This window comes from Acidobacteriota bacterium (assembly GCA_003225175.1).
Taxonomy (GTDB): domain Bacteria; phylum Acidobacteriota; class Terriglobia; order Terriglobales; family Acidobacteriaceae; genus Gp1-AA112.
Map to the genome: position 1 here is coordinate 1 of QIBA01000056.1, position 23960 is coordinate 23960.

General features: G+C 57.4%; 27 protein-coding genes and 1 tRNA gene. 5 read left to right on the forward strand and 23 right to left on the reverse strand.

Annotated elements, in window-relative coordinates; translation table 11 throughout:
* The 6 genes from DMG62_15910 to DMG62_15935 form a co-directional block, all read right to left on the reverse strand.
* On the reverse strand, positions 1 to 423 hold a 423-nt coding region (locus DMG62_15910; GenBank protein PYY21887.1), incomplete at its 3' end, for a hypothetical protein.
* Positions 420 to 611 (reverse strand): hypothetical protein, encoded by a 192-nt coding sequence (locus tag DMG62_15915; protein PYY21888.1) that lies wholly within the window; start codon positions 609 to 611, stop codon positions 420 to 422. The genes DMG62_15915 and DMG62_15910, both read right to left, overlap by 4 nt.
* Before the next feature lie 154 nt (positions 612 to 765).
* The gene (locus DMG62_15920; protein ID PYY21889.1) at positions 766 to 1101 is read right to left on the reverse strand and encodes a hypothetical protein; all 336 of its coding nucleotides are present in this window, start codon (positions 1099 to 1101) and stop codon (positions 766 to 768) included.
* Complete coding sequence (locus DMG62_15925) at positions 1098 to 1415, reverse strand: hypothetical protein (protein PYY21890.1); 318 nt, start codon at positions 1413 to 1415, stop codon at positions 1098 to 1100. Before DMG62_15925 ends, DMG62_15920 begins: the two co-directional genes overlap by 4 nt.
* Positions 1416 to 1444: 29 nt before the next feature.
* The gene (locus DMG62_15930) at positions 1445 to 2182 is read right to left on the reverse strand and encodes a hypothetical protein (protein PYY21891.1); all 738 of its coding nucleotides are present in this window, start codon (positions 2180 to 2182) and stop codon (positions 1445 to 1447) included.
* Positions 2183 to 2295: 113 nt separating this feature from the next.
* The gene (locus tag DMG62_15935; GenBank protein ID PYY21892.1) at positions 2296 to 2742 is read right to left on the reverse strand and encodes a hypothetical protein; all 447 of its coding nucleotides are present in this window, start codon (positions 2740 to 2742) and stop codon (positions 2296 to 2298) included.
* A 94-nt stretch (positions 2743 to 2836) separates the two neighbouring features.
* Between DMG62_15935 and DMG62_15940 the strand changes: the two genes are divergently transcribed.
* A complete protein-coding gene (locus tag DMG62_15940; GenBank protein PYY21893.1) occupies positions 2837 to 3220 on the forward strand; it encodes a diversity-generating retroelement protein bAvd family protein in 384 nt (127 codons plus the stop codon).
* Positions 3221 to 3274: 54 nt separating this feature from the next.
* Here DMG62_15940 and DMG62_15945 read toward each other — a convergent pair whose 3' ends face one another.
* Complete coding sequence (locus DMG62_15945; protein PYY21894.1) at positions 3275 to 3889, reverse strand: hypothetical protein; 615 nt, start codon at positions 3887 to 3889, stop codon at positions 3275 to 3277.
* Positions 3890 to 4155: 266 nt separating this feature from the next.
* On the opposite strand from DMG62_15945, the gene DMG62_15950 reads away from it, so the two are divergent.
* Positions 4156 to 4545, forward strand: a complete 390-nt coding sequence (locus tag DMG62_15950; protein PYY21895.1) for a hypothetical protein — start codon at positions 4156 to 4158, stop codon at positions 4543 to 4545.
* 87 nt (positions 4546 to 4632) lie between these two features.
* Here DMG62_15950 and DMG62_15955 read toward each other — a convergent pair whose 3' ends face one another.
* The 9 genes from DMG62_15955 to DMG62_15995 all read right to left on the reverse strand — a co-directional run bounded on the left by DMG62_15955 (position 4633) and on the right by DMG62_15995 (position 14237).
* Complete coding sequence (locus DMG62_15955; protein ID PYY21896.1) at positions 4633 to 6192, reverse strand: hypothetical protein; 1560 nt, start codon at positions 6190 to 6192, stop codon at positions 4633 to 4635.
* Positions 6193 to 6361: 169 nt separating this feature from the next.
* Positions 6362 to 7246 (reverse strand): hypothetical protein, encoded by an 885-nt coding sequence (locus DMG62_15960; protein PYY21897.1) that lies wholly within the window; start codon positions 7244 to 7246, stop codon positions 6362 to 6364.
* A 146-nt stretch (positions 7247 to 7392) separates the two neighbouring features.
* Entirely contained in the window at positions 7393 to 8724 is a 1332-nt protein-coding gene (locus tag DMG62_15965; GenBank protein ID PYY21898.1) for a hypothetical protein, read from the reverse strand.
* A gap of 199 nt (positions 8725 to 8923) precedes the next feature.
* Positions 8924 to 9427 (reverse strand): hypothetical protein, encoded by a 504-nt coding sequence (locus tag DMG62_15970; GenBank protein PYY21899.1) that lies wholly within the window; start codon positions 9425 to 9427, stop codon positions 8924 to 8926.
* Positions 9428 to 10038: 611 nt separating this feature from the next.
* Positions 10039 to 11532 carry a hypothetical protein gene (locus DMG62_15975; protein PYY21900.1) on the reverse strand — a complete coding sequence of 498 codons (1494 nt, stop codon included), beginning with the start codon at positions 11530 to 11532 and terminating at the stop codon, positions 10039 to 10041.
* Entirely contained in the window at positions 11504 to 11902 is a 399-nt protein-coding gene (locus DMG62_15980; GenBank protein ID PYY21901.1) for a hypothetical protein, read from the reverse strand. Before DMG62_15980 ends, DMG62_15975 begins: the two co-directional genes overlap by 29 nt.
* Before the next feature lie 394 nt (positions 11903 to 12296).
* Positions 12297 to 12566: a hypothetical protein gene (locus DMG62_15985; GenBank protein PYY21902.1), complete on the reverse strand. Its 270-nt coding sequence runs from the start codon at positions 12564 to 12566 to the stop codon at positions 12297 to 12299.
* 752 nt (positions 12567 to 13318) lie between these two features.
* A complete protein-coding gene (locus DMG62_15990) occupies positions 13319 to 14122 on the reverse strand; it encodes a hypothetical protein (GenBank protein ID PYY21903.1) in 804 nt (267 codons plus the stop codon).
* Positions 14123 to 14160: 38 nt separating this feature from the next.
* Positions 14161 to 14237, reverse strand: a tRNA-Met gene (locus DMG62_15995).
* 201 nt (positions 14238 to 14438) lie between these two features.
* On the opposite strand from DMG62_15995, the gene DMG62_16000 reads away from it, so the two are divergent.
* The gene (locus DMG62_16000; protein PYY21904.1) at positions 14439 to 14660 is read left to right on the forward strand and encodes a hypothetical protein; all 222 of its coding nucleotides are present in this window, start codon (positions 14439 to 14441) and stop codon (positions 14658 to 14660) included.
* A 128-nt stretch (positions 14661 to 14788) separates the two neighbouring features.
* Positions 14789 to 15511, forward strand: coding sequence for a 3-deoxy-manno-octulosonate cytidylyltransferase (gene kdsB / locus DMG62_16005; GenBank protein ID PYY21905.1), 723 nt, complete (start codon positions 14789 to 14791; stop codon positions 15509 to 15511).
* A gap of 72 nt (positions 15512 to 15583) precedes the next feature.
* Here the strand turns inward: kdsB and DMG62_16010 are convergent, their stop codons facing one another.
* The 6 genes from DMG62_16010 to DMG62_16035 form a co-directional block, all read right to left on the reverse strand.
* Positions 15584 to 16402 carry an SAM-dependent methyltransferase gene (locus tag DMG62_16010; GenBank protein ID PYY21906.1) on the reverse strand — a complete coding sequence of 273 codons (819 nt, stop codon included), beginning with the start codon at positions 16400 to 16402 and terminating at the stop codon, positions 15584 to 15586.
* 34 nt (positions 16403 to 16436) lie between these two features.
* Positions 16437 to 17288 (reverse strand): rhomboid family intramembrane serine protease, encoded by an 852-nt coding sequence (locus DMG62_16015; protein ID PYY21907.1) that lies wholly within the window; start codon positions 17286 to 17288, stop codon positions 16437 to 16439.
* A 312-nt stretch (positions 17289 to 17600) separates the two neighbouring features.
* Positions 17601 to 17846: a hypothetical protein gene (locus tag DMG62_16020; GenBank protein ID PYY21908.1), complete on the reverse strand. Its 246-nt coding sequence runs from the start codon at positions 17844 to 17846 to the stop codon at positions 17601 to 17603.
* A 637-nt stretch (positions 17847 to 18483) separates the two neighbouring features.
* The gene (locus DMG62_16025; protein ID PYY21909.1) at positions 18484 to 19998 is read right to left on the reverse strand and encodes an FAD-binding oxidoreductase; all 1515 of its coding nucleotides are present in this window, start codon (positions 19996 to 19998) and stop codon (positions 18484 to 18486) included.
* A gap of 231 nt (positions 19999 to 20229) precedes the next feature.
* Positions 20230 to 21552 (reverse strand): TROVE domain-containing protein, encoded by a 1323-nt coding sequence (locus DMG62_16030; protein PYY21910.1) that lies wholly within the window; start codon positions 21550 to 21552, stop codon positions 20230 to 20232.
* 13 nt (positions 21553 to 21565) lie between these two features.
* Positions 21566 to 21751, reverse strand: a complete 186-nt coding sequence (locus DMG62_16035) for a hypothetical protein (GenBank protein PYY21911.1) — start codon at positions 21749 to 21751, stop codon at positions 21566 to 21568.
* A 22-nt stretch (positions 21752 to 21773) separates the two neighbouring features.
* Here DMG62_16035 and DMG62_16040 point away from each other — a divergent pair, with 22 nt between their 5' ends.
* Positions 21774 to 22016 carry a hypothetical protein gene (locus DMG62_16040; protein ID PYY21912.1) on the forward strand — a complete coding sequence of 81 codons (243 nt, stop codon included), beginning with the start codon at positions 21774 to 21776 and terminating at the stop codon, positions 22014 to 22016.
* A 126-nt stretch (positions 22017 to 22142) separates the two neighbouring features.
* On the opposite strand, the gene DMG62_16045 is transcribed toward DMG62_16040, so the two are convergent.
* Positions 22143 to 23405 (reverse strand): AAA family ATPase, encoded by a 1263-nt coding sequence (locus DMG62_16045; protein ID PYY21913.1) that lies wholly within the window; start codon positions 23403 to 23405, stop codon positions 22143 to 22145.
* Positions 23406 to 23960 lie beyond the last annotated feature (555 nt).

Below are 23960 nucleotides of genomic sequence, written 5' to 3' on the forward strand. Positions count from 1 at the left end.
CGCTGCGGCCGAAGCGTATGCAGCCGCGCCACCTTCGGCAGCCGAGCTTCCGATATTCGCGGCGGTGGTTGCCTTATGCGATCCAATGCCGAAGATCCGCATGAACGTATGCTGCGCCACCCATTGCGCTACCATGCGCTCCAGCATGCGCAGGAAGTCGGCCAGGATCTGGTCGAGCACGCGCGCGACATTCTGCTGCAGAGTACGCGAGCTGTTGCTCATGGAAGTGATCGTCTGAGCAAATCCGCGATTCATTCCCGAAAAAACGCCGTTCCATTGCTGCGTCTGGTCGCGAACCGTCGCCGCTGTGAGCTTGTTAATATCTTGCAGCGATGAACGAAACTGATCGCGCATCTGCTCCGCGGCTTGCGCGGAGGCATCGGTCACATGATTGAACCCTGAAAGGTCGATACTGAATTTCATACCAAAACCGGAGAGGCGAACACGAAGGTCACGAAGTAGAAAGAGGTCACAAGGCTTCTTGTGACCTTATTTTTCGCCTTCGTGACCTTGGTATTCGCTTTTTGTTGCGCCGGAGGCGCGCAATGTGAAAGCCCAGCATGAAATGCTGGGTACGTGATTTTAAAATCCGAGTCCCGGAGGGACGGCATTTTAGTGATGTCGTCCCTCCGGGACTCGGATTTATTGCAACGATGCCCTGCATTTCATGTTGGGTGGGTAATCTAAGATCTCAGTCCTGGAGGAACGGCACCTCGGTGTACCGTCCCTCCAGGACTTGTATGGAACGGACATCGGCCCAGCATGTCATGCTGGGCTTTCACCTTGTGCGCCTCCGGCGCATTCGCTTCCTGGCATGCCGGGAACGCGTGTTAAGAATTTTCTAATTGCTTCAGGCGGAGACGTGCATACATGCCCACCCGCGCCTTCCACCGCGCTCAACAGATCGCCTGCCGTTTTCTTCCGCAACGGACGCGCTTTCATCATCGCCGCCAGCAACACATGCGTCGGAGGATGCTCGCTCCAGTATTCGAGCAATTCATTCGCTTCGAACAAGGTCAGCGCGTCTATCTCGCGTTTTGTCCATCCCGTTCCGGTAATGATTTGGCCGAAAAGACGCGGCCAGTCGGCGATTCGGCTCATTCGGCGGCTGGCTGATCTTCCCCCAGAGCTTCGGAGCGGTCCCTCTTTAATCCGGAGACTCTGAGCACACGGTCGAGCACTTCGGAAAACGTACTCAGATCGAGCATCTCTTCCAACTCCTCAAGCGCGATCTCCGGATGCAATTTGCTGATTGACGCGTGAATCACCGGAAGCAGCGCAAGCATCGAGCCAAATCCGTTTGTGCTCTTCTGCTCGACTCCGAGCAGCGCTGGCTCGAGCCGGCGCAAATCCCCCAAAGTCAGCGCAGATAACTCAAACTGCCTGCCGTTCACAACAATGGAATGCTTTTGCATGGCGCTCCTTTTGCGCTAGATCGTCGCGCTTATTCGGCAAGATAGAGATCCATCACCTGACCGCCGGCGTTCGAGAACGCCTCGAAGTCAAACTCCGGCACTAGGAAGTCTTCGTTCTTCGTCGCCCAGCTCAGCTTCTCGGCAACACATGAATAAAGGAGGAGGTTGGCCTGCTTGCCCGCATACTGCTCGTTGAGCAGAATCTGAAACGCGGGTGCGAAGCCCATGAGCTGCTGGCGGATGTTGAGCTGCACTCCTGCCGCGCTCGAATAGCGATACGAGATCAGGACCGCGGCGCTCGCGTCGGCGGCGGCGAAGGTGTAAATGCCGCTGCTGACGGAGTACTGTCCTTGAACTGGCGCGCTGGTTACTCTCGTCAGCGGAAGGCCGGTCGCGGAGTAGCGGACGCCCCAGTCGTCGACAAACTGTCCCGAATTGGTAACGGTGATCGTGTATGGCGAACCCGCGGGCACCGATTGCGCCTCGTCGAGCGCCGTCAGCTTCTGGCCGCTATTCATCGTCTGACCGAAGAACAGATCGTTGACGTGCTTGCCGATGATCTGCGCAAATTTCGCCTTGCCGGCGATCTTGCACTTGCCTCGCGCGACGGCTTCGGCAAACTGATTTTGGCCATACAGCTCTTTGAGCGCACCCGAGATTTCCAGGTTGATGTCCTGCAATGTGCCGAACTTCATTGGCGTGGGATTGGCAGCAAGATTTCCGGCGACTGGATAGCCCCACAATGTGCCGGATCCGAAATGAAACATGAGATCTCCTTATGGCTGTCGGCGATCGGCTTTGGGCATTCCGCCAGGAAGCTTTTTTTGCTGCCTAACGAAAACCGCTGCTGGCCGAACGCTGACAGCCGAATGCCGACGGCCTAAGCTGTAGTCAGAATTTCCACCGGCACCACAGCCATCGCCGCCGCGCCGTTTACGTTTTCCGTGATACGCGCACTGCCCTGGAGTCGGCAATGCGAGACTTTGCCGCCAAGAGTTTGCCTGCCATCGCCATTCAGGGGTGGAGCGAGCGCGGCCTCGACCGCATCAAGCAGCACATTTAATTCCTGAGATGGAACTGTCTGCTCGTCGCCCGATCCCTGTGTGTAAATCACGAGATCGACAGCCGCAATCCAGATGATCGGCTCGCCGTTCGCGTTCGTCTTCGCACGTTCTCCAGTCTGCACCTGGAACAGCGCCGGACGCGACTCCGGAGAAACCTGCTCCGGCATCTGCCAGCGGCGCGAGATGGTTGCAAAGCGAGAGCCGAGGGCAGATTGCAATGTGTTAAAGAGCGCGGAATAGACTTGCTCGCGAGGAGTGTTCATGGACAGGCTATCGGCACTCGGCTGTCGGCGTTCGGCCAGCCGGCGACATTGAGTCGTCGTGTACTATTGCCAACTCAGATCACGGGAGCGATATATGAAGGATTTTAGAAATCTTGAGGTCTGGCAAAAGGCGCATCAACTCACGTTGTCTGCCTATCGCGCGACCAGGACTTTTCCTTCGGACGAGCGGTTCGGCTTGAGCGGTCAAATTCGGAGTGCCGCATCGTCAATTCCAGCCAACATTGCGGAAGGATGCGGTCGGCGAGGCGATGCAGAGTTTCACCGCTTCCTGCAAATAGCCATGGGATCTGCCAGTGAACTTGAATACCACCTGCTTCTTTCACACGACTTGCAATACCTTGATGCAAAAGATCACAAGGAGCTAAGCGATGAGGCTGTGCGCGTGAAACGTATGCTTGCCTCTCTCATTCGCACGGTTGATGAGGGAGGAGAGAAGTCACGCAGCGCAAATGCCTGAATATTCAAGAGGGTTGACTGGCCGAACGCCGACAGCCGAACGCCGACAGCCTCTCTACGCCAGCGCCCGCCGCGTGTACTGCTCCAAAGTCATCAGTACACTTGCCGGCAGCATTTCTTTTGAAAAACTAATCGTTACCTGGCCACTCGCCGAACTCGCGTCTTCTCCGATGTGCGTACGCCGGCGATACACATATGCGAAGCCTTCAATCGCCGCTTGTTGCAGATCAGCCGGCACACTCGCGTATCCCGCCTGGTACACAAACTGCACATTCTGGAATCCGCGTGTGAACCGATACTGATACGTGCCGCTGTACGGACCGAGCGAGTAGAACGCGCTCGATCCGCCGCGGAGCATGATTCTCCTGGCATCGAATACGAATCCTGAGCTGACCTGGCTCGTCGCCGCTGGAATTGAGATGTTATCCACCATTACGTTGCTCACCGAGACGAGTGGAAAATTCCGCGGCAGCATGAACACCGCATCGTTCCCATCCCGGTTCTCAGTATAAGGAGTCGCGATGATGTGATCGCGATTCATCCAGCGCAGCATCTGCAGCGAGCCGCGCGTGATCAGGTTCTGCAGCAGCGTATCTTCAGCGCTGCTCTGAATGTTCAGCCACGCTTTCAGGTCGGCGAGGATACAGAGATCGTCAGGAGATGAGGGCATAAGATTTCTGGAACCTGCTTCTTTTCGTCATACCGAAACGAAGCGAGGAATCCTTATAGACACAAGGTTGTAAGGCGAGAGCCTTCCTCAGCCACTCGTGGGATTAAGCGAAGAATGCGCCGAGCCCTGCAAGCCATGGACATCGGGAGGGATTCCTCATGTCGTTTCGGAACGACAAGAAACAACTGTTCGTCTTAGTCCTTCAGTAACGCCGCAAGCAGCGCCGGCCCTTGCGGCTAAGTGCTCGTTTTGGGAACAATGCAGTCATGCGCGGACTGGCAAGTCTTGTCCTGGTTACCGGCGTCATGCTCGGCATCTACCACTTCTATTTCAAGCAGATGCCCACCAGTGATCCCGGCACAGCTCCAACCCAGGCCATCAGCCTGACCGGCGTGCGCATGGACCTGCTTCAGATCGCGCAGTCGGAACGCACATTTATTTCCCAAAATGGACGCTGCGCCGGTCTCGACGAGCTCATCTCTTCGGACACGCTAAGAATGTCCCGCACCGAGCGCGAAGGATATTCCTATTCGGTCTCCTGCTATGGCACGGACTTCAGCGCCACGGGAAGCCATCCACCTGCACCGGAAGGATCGCCAATCCGTTATCCCAATCTGGCAATCGATCAGACGATGCAGGTTCGGGAAATGAACTAGGTTACAGGCGACAGGGAACAGGGGACAGAAATACCCTAGCTCAAAGTCTTTTCTGTTCCCTATCCCCTGTAACCTGTCCCCTGTTCCCTATCCGTTCCCAATATTCGCCAACACGCAGAAGGCAAACGGAGCAAACACCTGCAAGACTTCATCCAGATATACGCCGAACTGATAAGTCCGGCTGGTGATCGGCCAATCCACCTGGTGATAGTCGCGACGGCATTTGATTTGCGCCACGTTGTCCACGTTCGAGAGCGGATACGGCAGGTACTCCGTCTGCATCAACAGCGTGCCGGCGGTCAGATAAGGATGGATCTCCATCGGGATCACCTGACCTCCGCCGGGAGCGAACTTGTTGAAGTAGCCCGCGACCATGGACCCGCCAATCACCGCCGGCTTGCCGTCTACGTCGAGATTGATGCGGAACAGCGGCACGCCGGTCGCCGCCAGAACTTTCTTATTAATGTTCGCGGCCTCCTGCGAGCTCACCCAGAGCTTTGAAGGTGACAGACGATTCGCATCCCACTGCGACTTGAGCGCCACGTCGATCTCGACAATCCCGCTTGCGCCATCAGAAGTGAGAAACGCGCCATCGAGCGACTTGTAATAAGCCGTGCCGCTCTGGTTGAAGTTGTTTACGATCTGCGTGAGGAATCCATCGAATAGCAGCGTGTTTCGGCTATTGTCGGCGGTGATCTGGCTGGCAGTCTGCGTGCCTGCGCCATTGGCCACGAGCGTAACTTTGTTCGCCGATGTGATCTGTGCCAGAGCAGCGTTCGCCGCCGAAGTGCCAAGATACCAGGCGTATCCTGCAGCCCCCGGAACCGCCGCCACTGTGGCACTAATAGTCTGATTCCCCGAAGTGGTTGTGATGGCATTCGAGGCCGCGGAGACGTTCGATGATCCACCCCCATATGAGTCTGTGGTTCCATCGATGTTGGTACGCGATACCGATCTGGGAACTCCGTTGGCGATGTTCGCGTTCAGGAATCCTTCCGGCGTAAGCGCCACAACGTACACCAGGTTTCCAGCCTGGACGGTGATCGATCCGCCCGATGCGAGAGTGGCTACCGGAGCCGCCGGTGTGCCCAGCGCGAGCGAGGCATTGCCGTTAAGGATCACGCGCTCTTCGGCGATCATCACCGCGCGCAGTACCGACTCGACCGTCCGCGCACGCGCATCGTCGAATCCCTGCGCCGCGTAGAGGGCTTCGAAGGTGACGTCGCCTTCGAGGCCAAGTCCGGCATACGCCGACGTGTAGTCCTGCTCAGTAATGCTGATGCGTCCGCCGCGCTTGCCCTCCGAAACTCCCGGAGACAGATTGTTTGTGTTGACCGCCGTGATCGCCTTCCAGCGCGTCGCGGTGTCGCCGTTGCCCATCACGCGCGGCAGCGCATTGCGCAGCGGCGACAAGACCGGATACAGCTTCTTCGCCGGCCCCGTCAGGTCGTAGTTCACCAGACCGGTAGAGGTCTGGAAGGTCGCTTTGGCAAGGTCGATCCCCTTCAGGAGCTCGAGCGTGCGCTGCGTGACTTCTCCGTTGAACATGGGTTTTAGTCCTTTGCTGAAATGTGTGGAAAGAGACTGCGGGCAGGTTGACCGCGTGTTGCTGATGACAGTTGACAGTTGGCGCTCGGCATTCGGCATTCAGCGTTCAGCCAACAAACATTCCGGCACTTCCGCGAACACCAGAATGTTTACCAGTTGGCGCTCGGCATTCGGCATTCAGCGTTCGGCCAACAAACATTCCGGCACTTCCGCGAACACCAGAATGTTTACTGGCCGAAAGCCGACAGCCGATTGCCGAAAGCCGCTTCTACGCCCCGACCACCGGATTCGCGTGCGCTGTCTTCATGGCTTCGATGAAGCCAGGATCAGCGTCGGCCTGCCGGCCTTCACGCGCAATGTGGATCCGGCCGCCTCCGGGCGGGTTTTTGCCATCGTCCTCTTTTGAAACTGTGACGCTGGTGCGCGCGATACGCTTCTCTGGCGCTGTAAGGCTCTTGGCAAAGCCTTCGCTAAATTTGCGGAATGCGTCTGCCAGCTCCTTCAATCCGGCTTCCAGCGATTCCAATTTGCGATCGATATCGACAACCTTCTCGAGCGAATGATTCGATTGCGTAATCGCCTTGTCGAGTTTTTCTTCTTGCTCTGGTTTCATTCCTTGCTCCTCTTCTGATTTAGCTTCGAAGCTTCGGAGCTGCGCAGCCTCGAAGCTCTTTACTTCCAAACTCCCATCCGCCTTGATCGCCGTGAAGTGCGCATTCGGCACCGCGGGATTGTCGACTACGCTGATCTCCACCGGCTGCGCAGTAAAGCGCAAGAACTCGCCGTCAGGCCAGAGGCTCACATAGCGTCCACCGATGGAAAAGCCGGTATAGACGCCTTCCAGGCATTTCTGCCACGCCGGATCATCGACGATCTTCGCGCCCACCGCGATGGTCTTCCGCTGGTCGTCAAATTGCAGATCGACCAGCTTGCCCACGGCACTCGACTGATGCATCTCCCGCACGTTCCCCAGGCTGCGTCCCAAAGTGGCATCCGAGATCCCGCGTGACCATTCTTCGAAGTAAGGCTTCGACGAAGCGTAATCGAAGATCTCGCCTTCCTTGTCAACAACCTCAGCCGTAGCCAGTCCCCAAACTTCGCGCCTGGCTTCGTCAACTTTCGTGAGCGCAGCAAAGAGTTGGATTTTCCTCATGGGTTTTCTTACGCATCCGCACAGTTCACAACGGGACACGGATCGCACGGACTAACCAGAAAGCAGCGCAAGCAAATCTCTTCCTCAATCGGTGTGATCCGTAACATCCGCGCGATCCCTGTCCTGTTTGGCAGTTGCAGTTGTGTTTAGCCGACAGCCGACTGCCGAACGCCGATAGCCTGCCTTCCCAACGACTCTCTCACCTCATCCACCGTCAGAATCCCCGACTGGACGTAGATCTGGTTGATCTGTGCCTGCTCGAGCTTGTTCTCGTCCTTGCGCTCGCCCCAGGCGAATTCGACGTGGTCATAGCCGAAGTACTTACGAACGAGTCCATTGATCAGCGAGGCCAGCCAGTTCAGCAGCGGCGTGATGCCGTCTTCATCGGACTGCTCTTTCGCTGTCTCAGCAGTAGCGCGATTCATCTGCTTGATCAGCGCCTGCGGCGAGATGGAGAAGGCCCAGCAGACGACGCGCGCCAGCCATTCATCGAGATCGCCCGCGAGCGGAGGCTCTTTGGTGAACTGGATCGCGTCCTTGTCGCCCGAATTGGGAATGAAGATCACCCTGCGCCGCTTGGCTATGTTGCCGGCGAGCTCACCATCAAACCAAGTCTGGAATTCCTTAATGTTGTCGGTGTTCCACGTCTGTGGTGACTGGCAGATCGCCTCCGGCACGTTGCCTTCGGTGAAGTAGGCCAGCGTAGACATCTGCCGTCGCAGCGCCAGATTGATGGTGACAATGATCTGCTCCACCGGCGAGTAACCATAAAACTTGTGAGCCCGCAGGTTGCGCGGACGATACACCAGCTCGACGGCAGTAAAGTCGATCGCCGGAACGCCTTTGAGAATCTGCTGATAGGCAATCTCCGGGGGAGCAGGCGTGCGTCCCATTTCGTCGATCACACGCTTGATCGTCGCTCCATCGATTACCTCAAGCCGCCGAACCTTCTTCCCGGCAGACCAGACACTCCCACGCTCATCGACAGTCGCAGCCAACGTGACTGCATCGATCACCAGCAAGTCCTCGATGATCATCCGCAACCAATCCGAGAACTCATGCTCACCATCAGGACAACGAAAGAATTCCGTAAGCTCGTCAATTTTCGAAAGGGAGCGCCGGGCGCTCCCGCCCGGCGAACCATGCTGCGTCGTTTCCCGAAACGACCAGGGTATCTTGCTCACCTGGTCCTTCCGCGTCTCAATCGCGATCCGCACCAGATCAAACGAATCGGCCAGGTCGCGCATCTGCTGAAAGCTGACCGCTTCATACCCACGCGGCAGGGCCATCAGGTTCACACCGGAGGGATAATCAAAGCGCCGAGGCGGCGTCTCCGCAGGCGCAACCTGCGGCAGAGGGCTCAGCGGCCCGAACCAGGCGTCAAAACTCGCTCTCATCCTTTGTCCAATGCGCTCGAGCAATCCCGGATCGAGAGGCTTTGCATTGCCGCCACGAATTCGTTCCGTCATTTTTTTCATCTCGCTATTGGTTGCTGGGGAAGGCTAAAGCTTTGAACACGGAGGACACTGAGGTCGCGGAGGGTTGCTGTCTCGAAGACGGGCAATCTCGATCATTCTTCGCATCGTCGTTCGCATTGTCGAAACGACCCTTCCACATCCCTCTGTGTCCTCCGTGTCCTCCGTGTTCAAATCGCTTTTATTCCCCGTGCAATCGGGCTCAATATCCCACCACAAACCGGTCCGTACAACTCCCCGCCGAAGCCGTGGTGTTTACTTCCTGAAAACTAAAAGCCCGCTGCGGCAGACGGACTGAGACACTCAACGTCCCTCCAGTGGTGTTCGGCGCGAGTTCCGAAGCGATATAGATCTGCTGCGCTCCAACCGGAAGGTTCGTCACCAACATGTAAGTTCCGTCAATTGTCACGCCGTCTTCCTTGTACGTATTCACCTGCACGTTCGCGATCTGCGTGCAGTTCACGAACAGCGTCGACTTCGTAACCGCGCTCATGTTCACAACCGCGCTCGCGCTGGTTGTTCCCGAAGCAGGAAGCGTAACCGCGTTATGCGCCAGGTCCGCCGGCGAGTAGATCAAATGAGGCTGCGGACGCGGCGTGATCGTTCGACCGCTCTTGTCGATGTCAGGCGGAATGTTCGTGGATTGCGCGATAGCAAAAAGCGCGACAGCCGTTGCCACCAGGCCGATGCAGATGATTCGATTCATGAATGCTCCTGAGATTTCTGAGAGGGCTGGAATCCGCGACCATGCCCAAGCCCGCAGGGCCGAAATAAAGAAAGCCCAGCGGCCTCCCGGGCCAGCCGCGCCGGAGGCGCCAAACGTGAAAGCCCAGCATGAAATGCCCGGTTTTCGGCATTGAAATGCTGGGTTGCCGCAATAAATCAGATCCCAAGTCCCGGAGGGACGGCATATGCCCCCGCCATTGCCCCAATCCCATCTTGGAATGATGATCGCCCCTCCCGCGCCGGAGGCGCCAAATGTGAAAGCCCAGCATGAAATGCCCGGTTTTCGGCATTGAAATGCTGGGTTGGCGTGTAAATCAGATCGCAAGTCCCGGAGGGACGGCACCTGCCCACGCCCAATTGCGTGAACGAATGCCGCCCCTCTGGGGCTAACATTGTTTTTGAAACACCGACCCAGGGCTGAAGCCGCTGGGCTTTCTCATTTCGGCCCTCCGGGCCTGGTGCTCTGCGCGTCGCGCATCGGAGAAAAACCGAAATATTAACCAATGGGCACGCAACATCATGAACCTTTCGTCCTAACTTCCTTCGTGCCGTTCGTCTCCTTCGTGGTTTTCTCCGTGACTCCGAAAATGTTTAACCTGATTCCCGTTTTTGCGCTAACTCGCGGTAGTACTCATACACTGCTCCCAGCTTTCGATTGAGGTACTCCAGCGCCTGTGAACAGGCATCTACCTGGTCATCGTGCGCGGCGCCGGGAAAGCGCGTGAGCTCCTCGACAAAATCTCCCACCCATGACGCCCGCTCCGGCAAAAGCACATTGCCCGCCTCGAACAACGGCGAGACCGAATTGAGCCGTCCTATTTTGGAATCGCTGGGCTCAACCGGAATGATGCCGCTGATCTCCGATTTGAGCGATGCGATAATCGCAGGCCCATTCGCGCGATCTTCCACCAGCTTCGCGGTTGCCTGCGGATATTTCTCCGTCATCCTGCGGATCGCCTGCCGGGTGCGCACAAAATCCATGCGTTCCCGGATCTGATCGACGAGGTAGGAGTAAGCATCCGATTTCATCCAGACCTGGCCGACAACGTAATCTGCCTCGCGCGTCTCCTTGAAACTGCAATCCCAACTCTGGATCCAGGTACCCTTCTCCGCCGGCAAATCTTTGTAAAAGCGAAGCCAGTCGCGCTGGATGATCGCGCCTTCCCGCGGCGCCGGATTCTGCTGATACTGTCCCGAAAAAGACCACGAGCCCATCCCCATCTTCATCTGGGCGAGTACGTCGTGCGAGAAGCGCTGCGGCCACAACAGCTCGCCGGCTTTGCGTAGATGCGTCTTTTCCTTCATAGGAAACGCCCAGCTTTCATCGAGTTCGGCCTCGGCTGGGAGCTTGATGTGCACCCACGTCCCCGGCTCCTGCGCAAGCACGTGGCCGGTCAGATCCATGTCGTGCAATCGCTGCATGATCAGGATGATCGTTCCCGTTGCGGGATCGTTGAGGCGCGACCGGAAGGTCGCGTCGAAATTCCGGTTGGTAGCCTCGCGCTCCTGGTCGCTGAAAGCTTTCTTGGCGTTCATAGGATCATCCACAATCAGCTCATCGCATCCCTTGCCGGTCGCCGATCCCGTGATCGAAGTCGCAAACATCACGCCGCGCCGGGTGTTTTCGTACTGGGTCTTCTGGTTCTGATCTTTCGAGAACTTCACCCGATTTTCCCAGGCAGCACGGTATGTGCGCGAGTTCAGTACGTTGCGCCGAAAGACGGAGTGGTCCGTGCTGAGCTCATCCGAATAACTCACAAACATGAACCGCCGCTCTGGTTGCGTGCACCATCGCCAGACGGGATAGAACACCGTACAGAGCAGCGACTTCATGCTCCGCGGAGGGACATTGATAATCAACCGCCGGCACTTGCCTTCCTTGACTGCAGTGAGCCAATCGCACAGGAGATCGAGATGCCAGTTCCACTGGAGCGTGGTGGCGGGTTCCAAGATGGACCAGGAGGTTTGGACGAACGCCTTTAAGCTAGGCTCAGTTGTGTATCGAAACTTGCGAACAAGAAGTCGCGCAAGTTTCCGCTTCTGAGCCGGCGTCAGCCTAGGCGTCGCCGATGGACACGGATCCAAGGCGGCCCTGCAGTTCGGCAATTTGCGCGTCCACCTCTGCCTCGCTTAAAGCCTCTTCTTCGGGCGTAGGACGAAGTGAACTACGCGCAGCCTTTGGCTCAGCTTCCTCGTGCTTCGACTTGCCCAAGTCAATCGGCTGATCAGCGCACAAAGCGATTGCGGTCTTGATGGCCTGCAGCCGCAGGCTCTGCGAAGACTCTGGATGAGTGGCGATCTCGTACAGCTTGAGGTTAAGCATGTCGACCCAGGGGATTTGAGAGCCTCCGGGAATCTCTTTCAACGTTCTTCGACACGATCGCATAAAGACTTTTGCGTCTGCCTTCGGCGGGCGCCTTCTCTGCGGTTTTGCTTGTTCGCTGGTTTCGCTCATAATGTGATTCCAAATTAGTGGGTTTGATTACGTGGTTTCGGGCCGCCCTCGGCCGGTACAAGGTCTCAGACGGCAAAGAGCCGGTGAACGCCGCGATAGTTTGGTATTCAGAGCGAGACGCCGCGTGCATAATCCGTATCCATGATCATCTCTCTGCGCGGTCTCGCAATCATCATCGCCATCATTCTGATATTCCTGATCATCCGCCGAGGCACCCGCAGCTCACCTCGACGCTAGGCGCAGCGCACTGCAACAGGCGGGCACTCCGGCAACGCCGAACACGATTGGTTAATCGCATCCAACGCCGCCGGAGTGGGCTTGCGGAGAGTCTTCTGCTGTCTTGTCATTCACTCGACTGCGGAGCCTCGGGCCGTTACTTCACCCGATCGCCCGATCACCCGATTCTTCCCCATCCGTCGACGGCCGCAATCGCGCGCTTCGATCCGCATGCGTACGCGTGAATGGTCGCCGGCCCAATCCGCGCGCTCTCATCTCGCAAATTCTCTGGGCGATGAAAAGTAAGTCGAATCGCCTTGCCGCGATTGATGCAGGTTGCCCCACGGTCGCGAACCATGCGAATGGCAACGTCGCGCACGACGTAATACGCGGGTTCGCTCCAGGTGGGCTGGAAGAGACGAAAGACTGGTACTCGATGGTTGGGCATGGGAGTTCTTCGTTTTCTTTTGTCATTCCGAAGCGAAGCGAGGAATCCCTATAGTTCCCATTCCGCATGGGTCAAATAGGGATTCCTCGCCTGCAGCTTCGGAATGACAGAAAAGCAATCCGCTTTAAGGTGCAGGCCGATGGAAGAGAGTTCTTCCGGAAAATCTTTGGCAGCGCCGCTCCTGCCGGTGGTCAGCGGACCTGTAGGGTCCGCCGAGTTCTCGTGATGTGTTGGCCTCTTCTTACGAGGCCCTTTAATCGACTACATTTCTCCTGCTAAGCGGAAATCTCGTTTTCGTCAAGAGAAAAATGAAAAATATTTTTCGCGATGCAAAAACGGGAATGCAGCCGCGATGACTCTCCTCGATTTTCAACCGTCCCCAAGATGCTCCGTACGCCGAAGAGGAAGCGCCGAAGGCGCGGCATACGATAGCCCGCATGAGATGCTGGGTTTGCTACAACCGCTCCCCAGGCCTGGAGGGCCGAAATCAGAAAGCCCAGTGGCTTCAGCCCTGGGGCAGTTGATTTTTTGGAACCCGAGTCCCGGAGGGACAGCACCTGGACTATAGGCGTGCAAATTCTCTGGTGAATGTCGCCCCTCCGGGGCTCACGTGTTCTGGAACGCCGCCCAGGGCTGAAGCCACTGGGCTTTCACATTTCGGCCCTCCGGGCCTGACGCGAACCTGCCTCTGGGCCAGGATTTCATCCTGGGCTCTCACTGACCGTTAGCCGCTCAATGAGACTTACCCGTCTTCAATCCTCATCCATCCACCACGCAGGACGACGATCCCACGGGACTCTCCTCTTGAACTCCACCCCTTCAGGTAACTCCTTCTCCTCGGTGAACACCTCGTGATACGGCAACCTTCTCCGCGTGAATCCGTGAGCAAGATACTCAGCCGGAGCCTCTCTCTTGCACACCGGACACTTCCGCCTCGCCTTCGGCCGGTGCTTCTTCGGCAATGCCAGACGAACGCGCTGGCAATTGGGACATTTGATCTCGACGTACACCACTTCGCTCACTCGCCGCGTGCGTGGCGATCTCGTCGGCGCCGGAGCTTGCTCCTCCAGTGAACTGAGCTTATGCTCGCCGTAAAAACAGAATGTCTCCTCCGCGCACGAGGAGCACATGGGTCCACAGTATTCGCAAAGAACCTGCGCGACCGCTCCGCAAGCTATTGCGTTCTCGCCCGACGGATCATATCCATCAGATCGCGCCACTTCGCAGCGTGTCTGTTGAAGAACCTGTGGCACAGCCGCCCGCGGCTGCGTCGGTGCTTGCTGTTGCTTTTGCCTAGGTGGTTCCGGCCGCCCTCGGCCGGTAGTCTGTGCCCGCCTCGAAGAACTCGAGCCTGACACGGTCGTTTGCAGCTCCGATTTTTCTGTAGCTTGAGTCTCAACCGTCGAGACCTGATGTGGTCCCAAATCCGAGCTTCCAGCCGACGCGAAACCCGCGTCATTGCTGGCGATTTCTGCCTGTGAAGTTGAGTTGTGGTTGCGAACGACGGAATTCTGTACGTCGCTCTTGGGTGGAAAATTCTGCAGCTTGTGGTGCATAGTCGGCACTCCGCAATGGGTTGTGCCAACTACCTGATTGGTGGCGGCGGCTGGACTCGAACCAGCGACCTACGGATTATGAGACCGTCGCTCTAACCACCTGAGCTACACCGCCACAGAACAAATGACCTGGGATTTCGGTCGGGAAGGAGCCTGAAGAGGTGGCTTCAGGACCGCAGCCGGGCTGATCGGCCGCTGCTTCGATTTTAATTTTCGTGGAATGAAGCGTCAAACCAGGGACGGCAAAAGCTTTGAACACGGAGGACACGGAGGGCGCAGAGGTAAACTCCAAAACCAAAAGCCAGAAGATGGATGGATGGATCGAATGGATTGGAGCGATAGATGCGAATTTGTTAATTTCACGATTTGGCTGATTGAAAGTCGCCCGATCGCAGATTACGATTCAGTTGTATCCGTCAGATCCGTTCGATACGTTCAATCCGTGTTCTGGCTCTCGATTTTAGTTTTAGCTTTCACCTCTGTGTTCTCCGTGTCCTCCGTGTTCATTGCCTTTGCTTTTGCTTTTGCCGTTGCTTAGCAGCCAACCATTCAATCCGTGTTCTGGCTTTTGCTTTAGCCTTTACCTCTGTGCTCTCCGTGTCCTCCGTGTTCAAAGCTTTTGCCTTTGCTTAGCAGCCAAGAAGCTTAGTAGCTTAGAGGCTGCCCATGCGCGCTCTCGCCATCATCCCCGCACGCCTCGCCTCGACTCGGCTTTCGCGCAAAGTTCTGCGCGAGATCGCTGGACGTCCCATGCTGGCACACGTCATCGAAGCTGCACGGCGATGTCCGCAGCTTTCGGATGTCATCGTTGCCACCGATTCCGACGAGGTGCTCTCGGTCTGCAAACAGCACGGATGGCGCGCTGAGATGACTTCGTCTTCGCATCGCAGCGGGACCGATCGCGTGTGGGAGGTCGCGCAGCGAATCCCCGCAGACGTTTACGTAAACCTGCAAGGCGATGAACCTCTGGCGCGTCCCGAGCACATTTCCGCGCTGCTGGCGCCGATGCAGGAGGCGCGAGCGATGGTCTCGACGGTGAAAACCCCTTGCAGCACCGCCGATGCCCATAATCCCAACGCGGTGAAAGTCGTAACCGATCTCGCCGGACGCGCACTCTACTTCACGCGCGCCACTGTTCCCTTCGACCGCGACAACACGGGTTCAGTGAAGCGCTTCAAGCATCTCGGCTTCTATGGATATCGCCGCGAGGCGCTGGAGAAATTCTGCTCATGGCCCGAATCGGAACTCGAGCGCGCCGAACGACTGGAACAGTTACGCTTTCTCGATCACGGCATTGAGATTCATGTGGCGGAGACTCCCTATGACACAGTGGGAGTGGATACAGAAGAGGACCTCAAGCGGGTCGAGGAAATCCTAAAGAGGAGCTAGAGACGCAGCATGCTGCGTCTCCACCAGGCAAGCGAACGGAGCCGACTAGCCTGGATTTGCTTTTGCAAGCAGCTAGTCCCGAGTCGCGTGCACCTCGAGATATTCGGCTCTGATCCTGGTTGTATTGCCCGTGGCCTGATTGTGTTCATTCCACAGCTTCTCCAGATCAGCGCTGAGAGCCGCCTGGCCGTTCTCGTCCAGCTTCGAAAACGCGACCTGCGTGGGTCCAAAATACTTGCGGAAGAGCGCCAGGACTTCAGCGGGAGGAAACGGAAAGTCGAAATCGCAGGTGCGGCGCGTGCAGTCAATCTGTTTGGCGCCCCCGCCGAGGCGCTGGCGCACTACCTCTTCGTCTCCCCACAACGCGGGCGGCGGAATGTCTGCAGGCGGCGGGACATGTTTTGCGCTGATGCGGAACATCTTGCCGACGAAGCCCATCGGCGTCCAGTTGGCCATGGCGATCATGCCGCCGGACTTGGTGACGCGCAGCAACTCTCGCGCAACCAGCTCGGGACGCGGCGCGAACATGGCTCCGAAAGTTGACATCGCTACGTCGAATGCCGAATCGGGAAACTCCAGTTGCTCGGCGTCGCCTTCGCGGACCTCGACCTTCAGTGCTTCCTTCGCCGCACGCGCGCGTGCCTGCTCCACGAGGTTGGTGGCAATATCCACGCCTGTGACTTCAGCTCCGGCTCGCGCCGCGGGAATCAGCGTGTTGCCGGTGCCGCACGCCACGTCCAGCACACGTGTGCCTGGCCGCAATTTCAGCCGCGAGACAAACGCCTCCATCTCCTTCTCGGCATAGCGCGCGATCACGCCAAAGTCGCCCGCCATCCAGGTATCGCGCATTCGCGACTTCAGCGCGGACATGTCTATCGCAGCAGGTTGCATGGGTTTCTCTCCTGGCAAGTATTGGAAATGGGCGCTAGGAAAACGTCAATGGCGGTGGTTGATCCTTCGTTCTGACGCATGCGATGGATTGTGAATTTGCCGAAGGGATACATCCCCGCAGGATGTAACTGCGCGAGCGCTCCAGTGAATACGTGATCGCGGCGAGAGTTAGTGCCGCAACTCCAATGATTACCAGGCGAGCCCGCACGTTGTTCTCTGACGGCGCGAAGCGCGCAATCAGCGCTCCGCAGAACATCCCGGCCAGGAGACCTCCGAGATGGCAGAAATTGTCAGTCGTGCCCGCGCCCATGCCGAGGATGATATTAAAGCCCACAAAGAAAATCAGGCTGCGGAGTTGGGCCTGAATTACCGGTTTTGGCAGCGTGAATTCGCCAAGATAAAAGCTGGCGATCAAAGCTCCGGCGAGTCCGAAGATTGCGCCCGAAGCTCCCACACTCAGCCGCCCCGGATGCAGTCCAGTGCTGGCGAGTCCTCCCGCGACTGCGCTGATGAAGTAGATCGCGCCAAAGGTAAGTGTCCCATATAGGGATTCGCAAAGAGCGCCAAGGTCCCACAGGCACCACATGTTGAAGGCGATGTGAAGCAGGCTGCCGTGGAGAAAAGCGTAGGTAATCAGCCGCCACCATTCCCCATTGAAAGTCAGCGGTCCGAAGTTGGCGCCGGAACCAACCAGCTGCTGCGGAGAAGGATCGGAGAGCAGTCCGCCTCCAACCAACCCCATGAGGATGTAAACAGCGATGTTGATTCCAACCAGCGCACGGCTCAGATTCACGGAGCTTACGCCAGCGCGCTGCCATGGACGAGTGATGACAGGCTGCGGCGCGTCCTCAGGCAATTCGCCGCGCTGCGCAGCCTCGTGCTGCACACACCAGGTGCAAAGCCTCTTCCCAAAAGAGAACCCAGCTAGCTTACGTCCGCAACTGGAGCAGTTAGCCACTGTTAAAGGTGTATCACAAGAAGCGGTGGTCGGCACTCGGCGGTCGGCCAGCCACCCGGACCAGGCCAATGAACCAGCGATCCTGCGCGAAGCTCCTTTTCGTGGCTAAAAGGCAAAGGCTTTGAACACGGAGGTCACGGAGGATTCGGAGGGAAGAACCAAAAGCTCACACTCGGATTGGATGGATGATTGTTTGGTGAATCATCCATTCCGTGTGATTGCGCGATCGGCGAAGTCGACTCAGTCGCAAGACATGACGCTTCCATTCATCCCGCCATCGCGTTCAATGAATCCATGCTCCAGCCTTAGACATTTTCCTCCCCCTTCCTCCGTGACCTCCGTGTTCAAAAGCTTTTGCTTTAACCCACGCAAACTCAGAATCCACGCAATCGTCCCGGCATCAGCCAGTACGGTCGGCCAGCCGCCAGCACGAGGCCAATGAACCAGCGATTCTGCGCGAAGCTCCTTTTCGTGGCTAAAAGGCAAAGGCTTTGAACACGGAGGTCACGGAGGACTCGGAGGGAAAAACCAAAAGCTCAGACGCGGATTGGATGATTATTTGCGGATTGGACGGATGATCGTTTGGTGAATCATCCATTCCGTGTGATTGCGCGATCGCCGAAGCCTACTTTCAATCCCAGGAGATGATTTCGCCGTTCATCTTTTCAGGCCCGTCCAATGAATCCATGCTCCAGCCTTTGACGTTTTCCTCCGCGTCCTCCGTGACCTCCGTGTTCAAAGCTTTTGCTTGAGCAGTAGGCAGAGGCATCGGCTTTAGCCGCTGAGCTCGGGTACGGTTACATCGAATAACGTATATGTCGCTCCAAGTCCCGGAAGCGTGGGTCCGATCGCAAATCGTCCAATCGAGGATCAAGTTTCACCAGAGCGAATTTGATCTCATGCTGCTGGTAGGCTTTTGCGCATAGCACGCTTGGTCCGCCCATGGTGGCCCGGGCACTTGCGAATCGCCAACAAATTTACATTTCATGCGCCGGTAAGCGAGTACCGCGCCTCCGGCGCTCAAGCTTCTTGTTTTCGCTAACCCAGGGTTCCTACCCCTGGGCTAGAGAATTCCGCGCTTCGCGCTGGCTTGATGGTTTACACGCGCTCCCGAATCAGCTCCTCATCTCATCGTTGAAAGATCACCTGATCGTGCCGCATGGTCCGCGTACTTGATGTAGAACTGATTTTGAAAAATCTCCTGAGGATCATATTGCCGCTTTAGCCGGAAGAATTCTTCCGACTGCGGATAGGCGCGGTGGAACTGCTCCACGGTTGCGTGGAGGCGGTAAGGCAGGTAATAGCGTCCACCAACTTTCAGCGCCGCATCCACAAGCTCTGTGGTGATGTCTTGCATTTTTCGGTCGCCCTGCTCAGTGCGAGGCTGACTGAAGAACATGACAAACGCAATCATGTGTTTGTCTGCATATCGCAAGAACGTATCTGGATCCTCCTCCACGTCCCTCACAGTCACGTTCAGCAGATCGGCATTGTGGCCACGGATGATCTTCTTGGCCTGGAGCAGGAAGGACCCTGCTCCTTCGCGAGGCACAAAGTATTCATGTAGGATATCGGTCGTCTCCGCTGAGCGGTCGAGGTACCATTCTGGGCTGTCGTTCATCAGTTGATTGCGCGAAAACACTGTTCCCTGCAGGTAAGGCAGGACTTTGGTTTCCGCTTCCCAGCGCATCCCTTTGCCGTAATCATTGCCGGCAGAGCCGCGAAAGACCGCTCGCGCCATCCAGCGTGAATCAGCCTGCACGAGCTGCGGAATGGGTCCCGAATCGGGATAGAACATGTTGATCAGCACTTCGTCGAAGATATTTGCAGGAGTAGTGTTCAGCCTGGCATAAACCATCCTGACTCCCGGCTTTTCGCGAATCTTGCGGTCGAAAGCCTGCATAGCTCGGCCAAGCGGCACCAGGGCTTGCTCAAGCCTGAGCCGTTCGTTAGCAACGACGTGCAGGTCAGCGTCAAGGATGACGCCGAAAAGACCATAGCCACCCAGCGCAAGCGAGAACAGTTCCTTATTTTCAGACCGGCTGCAGCGCACAACCTTTCCATCTGCCTTCATCAGGCGGAACGATTCCACTGTCGAAGCGACCGGCGGACGCCCATACTGCCAGCCATGGCAATTCACGCTGAGCGATCCTCCCACCGTGAACGCGTTGTCAGACTGCATCACCTGGATCGATCGCCCGTGCTTATCCAGATACGGAATAATCTCTGCCCACGTTGCCCCAGCCTGCACGTGCAGCAGATTCCTGGCTTCGTCTAACCCCATGCCATTCAGCGGGCGCATGTTGATGTTGATCCCACCCGGATAGATGGTCTGGCCGCCCATACTGTGACGAGCACCCGCGATGGACACGTGCAGACCGGACTCCTGCGCTCTATGCAGCAACTCGCGCAGCTTTCGTTCAGCTTCGTCAACATTGGAAGGCACGTCCCAGTTCTCAGCGACGCGAGTCTTGTTCATCCGGCTGACGTCATCTGCATATCCATGCGGCAGCTTCTCGATAGCTGCTCTGTCTCTGTAGGTGGTTCGCGCCAGATGGAAGATGGGAGGCCCAATCAGAATCAACGCCAGCGCACCCGCTGCAATTCCGAAAAGGAGTGTCTTAGAGCGAAGGAGCATTTCGCATTGAAGATAGCCCAGAAATAGGGTTCGGGTGTTGCCTTAGTCGTGCCACTGTTGGCCCGGCTTTTGTTTCTACGGTGTAGGGAGGGGCACCGGCTTTAGCCGTGCCGGCAAAAATGCATTCCGCGATTGGGCTGATCCACAGTTGCGCGCCTCCGGCGCTCGATGCCAACTGGCTCAAATGAGGTTCGGGGCCGCAGGGCGGGTTTGGACACTCGCCCTGCCAGCCTAGTTCACCCACTTCGTTTGCTCCATCGCTCGGATGTACTCGATGACCGACTCTGACCAGCCATCGATGTGCGTCCACTTGCCGTAGCCCACGCCGTTCTTGTAGCTGGCCACGTTGATTACGTAGCCCTTGCCGCGCGGCGCGGGAACGGTGTCGTGCGCCTGCTCGTCGGTGATCACGATCAGGCGGTCGTAGTCCTCAAGGTGATTGAGGAGTTCTACTGCCTTGCCCAGTCGCGTGCTGCTGTGTGCCTGAGACTTGTCGATGGCGTCGCGCAAAGCGAATCCACGACGCGCCGGTACCTCTTCCAGCCCGTCCGAGAAGCTGTACACGCCGACCTTCTCTGCGATCTCGCGCAACAGCACTGCAAGACCGTAGGCAGCGTCGGTGCGCTGCATCTCGGAGCGCCGCGACAGTGGAGCGGTCATCGAGCCGGAGACATCCACCAGGATAATCGTCTTGCCCGGCAACTTCTCGGTTTCGGCCACGCACTTGAGCATCGCCTGCTCGAGCGCCTCTTCCCACTTTGGCGCATAACGCGCCGCAGCCAGGAAGCGGAACGGAAGCACTCGCGCCGTGTTCATCGAGCGAATCGCCGATACCACTAGCGCCTCGTCGACTCCAACCTCGCGAACGTTCCGCAGGTTGCGCAGCAACGCGAGTCCACCGAGCTTTCGCTCACGCAGCAGACGCTCCCACGCTTCGCGCTTGTCGGCGCCAGACGAGAGTGCGACCTCCCACGTGTCGGGTGTAGTCAGGCTTCCCGCGATCAGCTTCTTCCAGACTTCCGCCTGCGCCTCGTCGCGAGGCTTCGCGTGCGAGAGGAAGAGCACGTCCCGCAACTTGATCGGCCCGCCGCGATCGTACTTGGCGAGCTGGTACTCATCAAACTTCGGGAAGGCCGCCGCCAGTCCCTTCTTCACCTGGCCGGAGAGCGGCGCCTTGCCGTCCTTCCAGTAAATGGCAACGAACTCGGCGAGTTCGTCGGCGCGCTGGATGACGCGAGCGAGCGTCTCCGAAACCAGAGCGCGATGCGTCTTGTGGCGAGCCATCTCGCGGACAAGCAGCAATGGCACATGGCGCAGCTTCATCTGCTCGCGCGCCTCTACCGCCAACCCCGCGACCTTCTCAACCGCAACCTTCGGCACGAGTTCGGCGATGCGGCCGGCGATCTCGACTCCGTCCTCGTAGAACTGGCTTTCCCAAAGCAGGCAAGCCAGCACCGAGCGCCGCAACTGCAGCTCCGTAGAAACCTGCCGCGCCGGAGCACCTTCATGCGTGCGACGTCCAAAGTTGAGTTTAAACACGTTGAGTCGTGCCATTGTGGTTCTCCTTTCATTGTCCGCATCGATTCAAGCACCGCAGTGCCGCACCAGCGGGTCCTTCATCTACATCCAGAGCGGCGGAGTACACGACGATGCGAGCGCGCAGCGCGGAATTCTCGTAGCCCAGCGGCATAAGCCCTGGGTGTGCGAAAAAACGAATTGAGCGCTGTAGGCGCGGCACAATCGCTTGCAGCATTTAGTCGCCGGGGAACAAGGCGATGACGGTATTTTTGATCCGATATCCTGTCCAGTTAGACGACGCGGCGAAAGCCGCGACGGGAGTCGAACCCGCATCGTCGGATTACGATGTAACCCTCATCTACACCACCGGCGAAACTCTCGTGCGCGTCTCCCGATCCAGAGCGTTGGATCGTGCGACGACGCCAGCGCGCATCCAAAAACAAATTCCACTATCTCTAACGACCTACCCCTGTGCCGCGCCTACGGCGCTCACTTTTTGAAACAATTGCTTACCCAGGGCTTACGCCGCTGGGCTACGAGAATTCCGCGCTATGCGCTGGTTTGATCGTCACACCGCGTGCGATGGATATCCACGCGACGTATCCTCGCTGAACCGGGAGGAAACTCTAGGCCACAATTTCGTGCTGCGTTTCGATCTGATCGAACCGTTCTTCTCCTTGCTCCAAAGCCAGGAGCAGACCTTGAAACTCTGCCATCGTCGCTGCGAAGTGTGCTTCCGCGAACTCTCGTCCTTCGATCTCCATCGCATCCGGGAAAAACCTGCGATAGAGCTCGATCTTCTGTGACTCCGCAGCCTCTCCCATGAACAGCTTGTAATCGATGCGCCCGGGACGCAGCAGCGCCGGGTCGAGCTCCTCTACTTTGTTGGTGGTCATCACGAACACCACATTTTCGGGAGCGTGAAAACCGTCGAGTACATTGAGCAGCCCCGAAAGGGTGACACTGAAGCGTTCCGTGGAATCGGTCTTCTGATTGCCGGTCGCCGCCTCCTGCTTTCTGCTCCATTCCTCTGCCTCCGGTCTGCGATTTCCTGCCTTCATGCAATCGATGTCCTCGAACAGAATCATTGAGTTCTCGGGCACGTCGTTCATTGCGTTCTTGAGGGTGCGATCGTTGAACTCGATCAAGTTGACGGCATAGATCGACATGCCAAACTTTGCCGCCAAGCCCGAGAGCAACGATGTCTTTCCCGTTCCGGGAGGACCGTACAACAGATATCCACGGTGGTATGGCACTCCGAGCCGGCGGTATCGCTGTCGGGACGCTCTAAATTTCTCGAGATCCCAAATCAGATGCTCTTTCTCGCCCGGCTTCAGGATCACCGAATCCAGCGAACGCGGAGTGTAAGCCTGAACGTAGGTCCAGCCATCGTCGTACACATAAAGCAGCGAAGCCGTCTTCAGCTTCTTCTTGTGGCAAGCCACGACCTCCTCGACGAACAGCTTCAGGAACTTCTGGTCCCTGCCGATGGTTCGAAACGTAAGCGACTCAATACGTCGCATGCCCCGGCCTTGCGCTTCCTCGCTTCGAAGAAACCACACGCAGAACGGCCGGCCCGCATGCCAAAACCAATGCCTCCCCGGAGCGGGAATCAGCGCCAGTTCCTCGCCGCGCAGAGTCGTATCGAGATCGACGCGGCGAATTCGCTTCAGGAATTTCTGCTCCAGGAACCATTCCTTTACCCACACGAATGCCAGGTCATCGTCTTTCACCGTGATCATCATCACTGTCTGGTCGACGAACCACGACCAAAACCGCAACGGTAAGGCGCGCAAGTACACGCCGAGACCGCCGACGATCATCAGCAGCAATCCGCCGGAGGCAAACTGGTTTTGGCCGCTCAAAATGTGATTCAAGAAGTCCAACATAACGTTCGTTTTCTAACCGGAATCTGCCCGGATTTGACGTAGGGAGGAGCATCGGCTTAGCCGTGCCGGCAATCAGCAAACAAGACTTCCGGCTTTAGTCGCTGCGGTTGCTCACCAACTCTGAACCAACCGGAGGGCTAACCTCAGCGGCTAAAAGCCGATTAATCCAGCCGTTCCCATTACGGCACGGCTGAAGCCGGTGCCCCTCCCTAATGCACATTCTGGTCAGGGAACAAGCGGCCACGGCAGGGCTTGCGCCCATGAGGATTTGAACCTCACAGCCCGAAGGCTGTTTCACCTGAGAAGTATCCGTGCCCAATCACCACTGACCGTGTGAGCTACGCTGGGGGAATGAGCAGCAGCGGTATGTCGATTAACAGTCGAAGGAACCGCGGCTTACGCCACCCAGCTATGTATTTTGTTTTGCGGGAGCGCCGAGGAATCGGCTAGTACGACCGAAGCGACGCCCTATAGCAACCGCGCCAACGTTCTGGTAACGGTTGCCCGCTTAGCGTTTTAATTGTGAAATCCGCCAATTCGGGCGTCCTTTCGTAA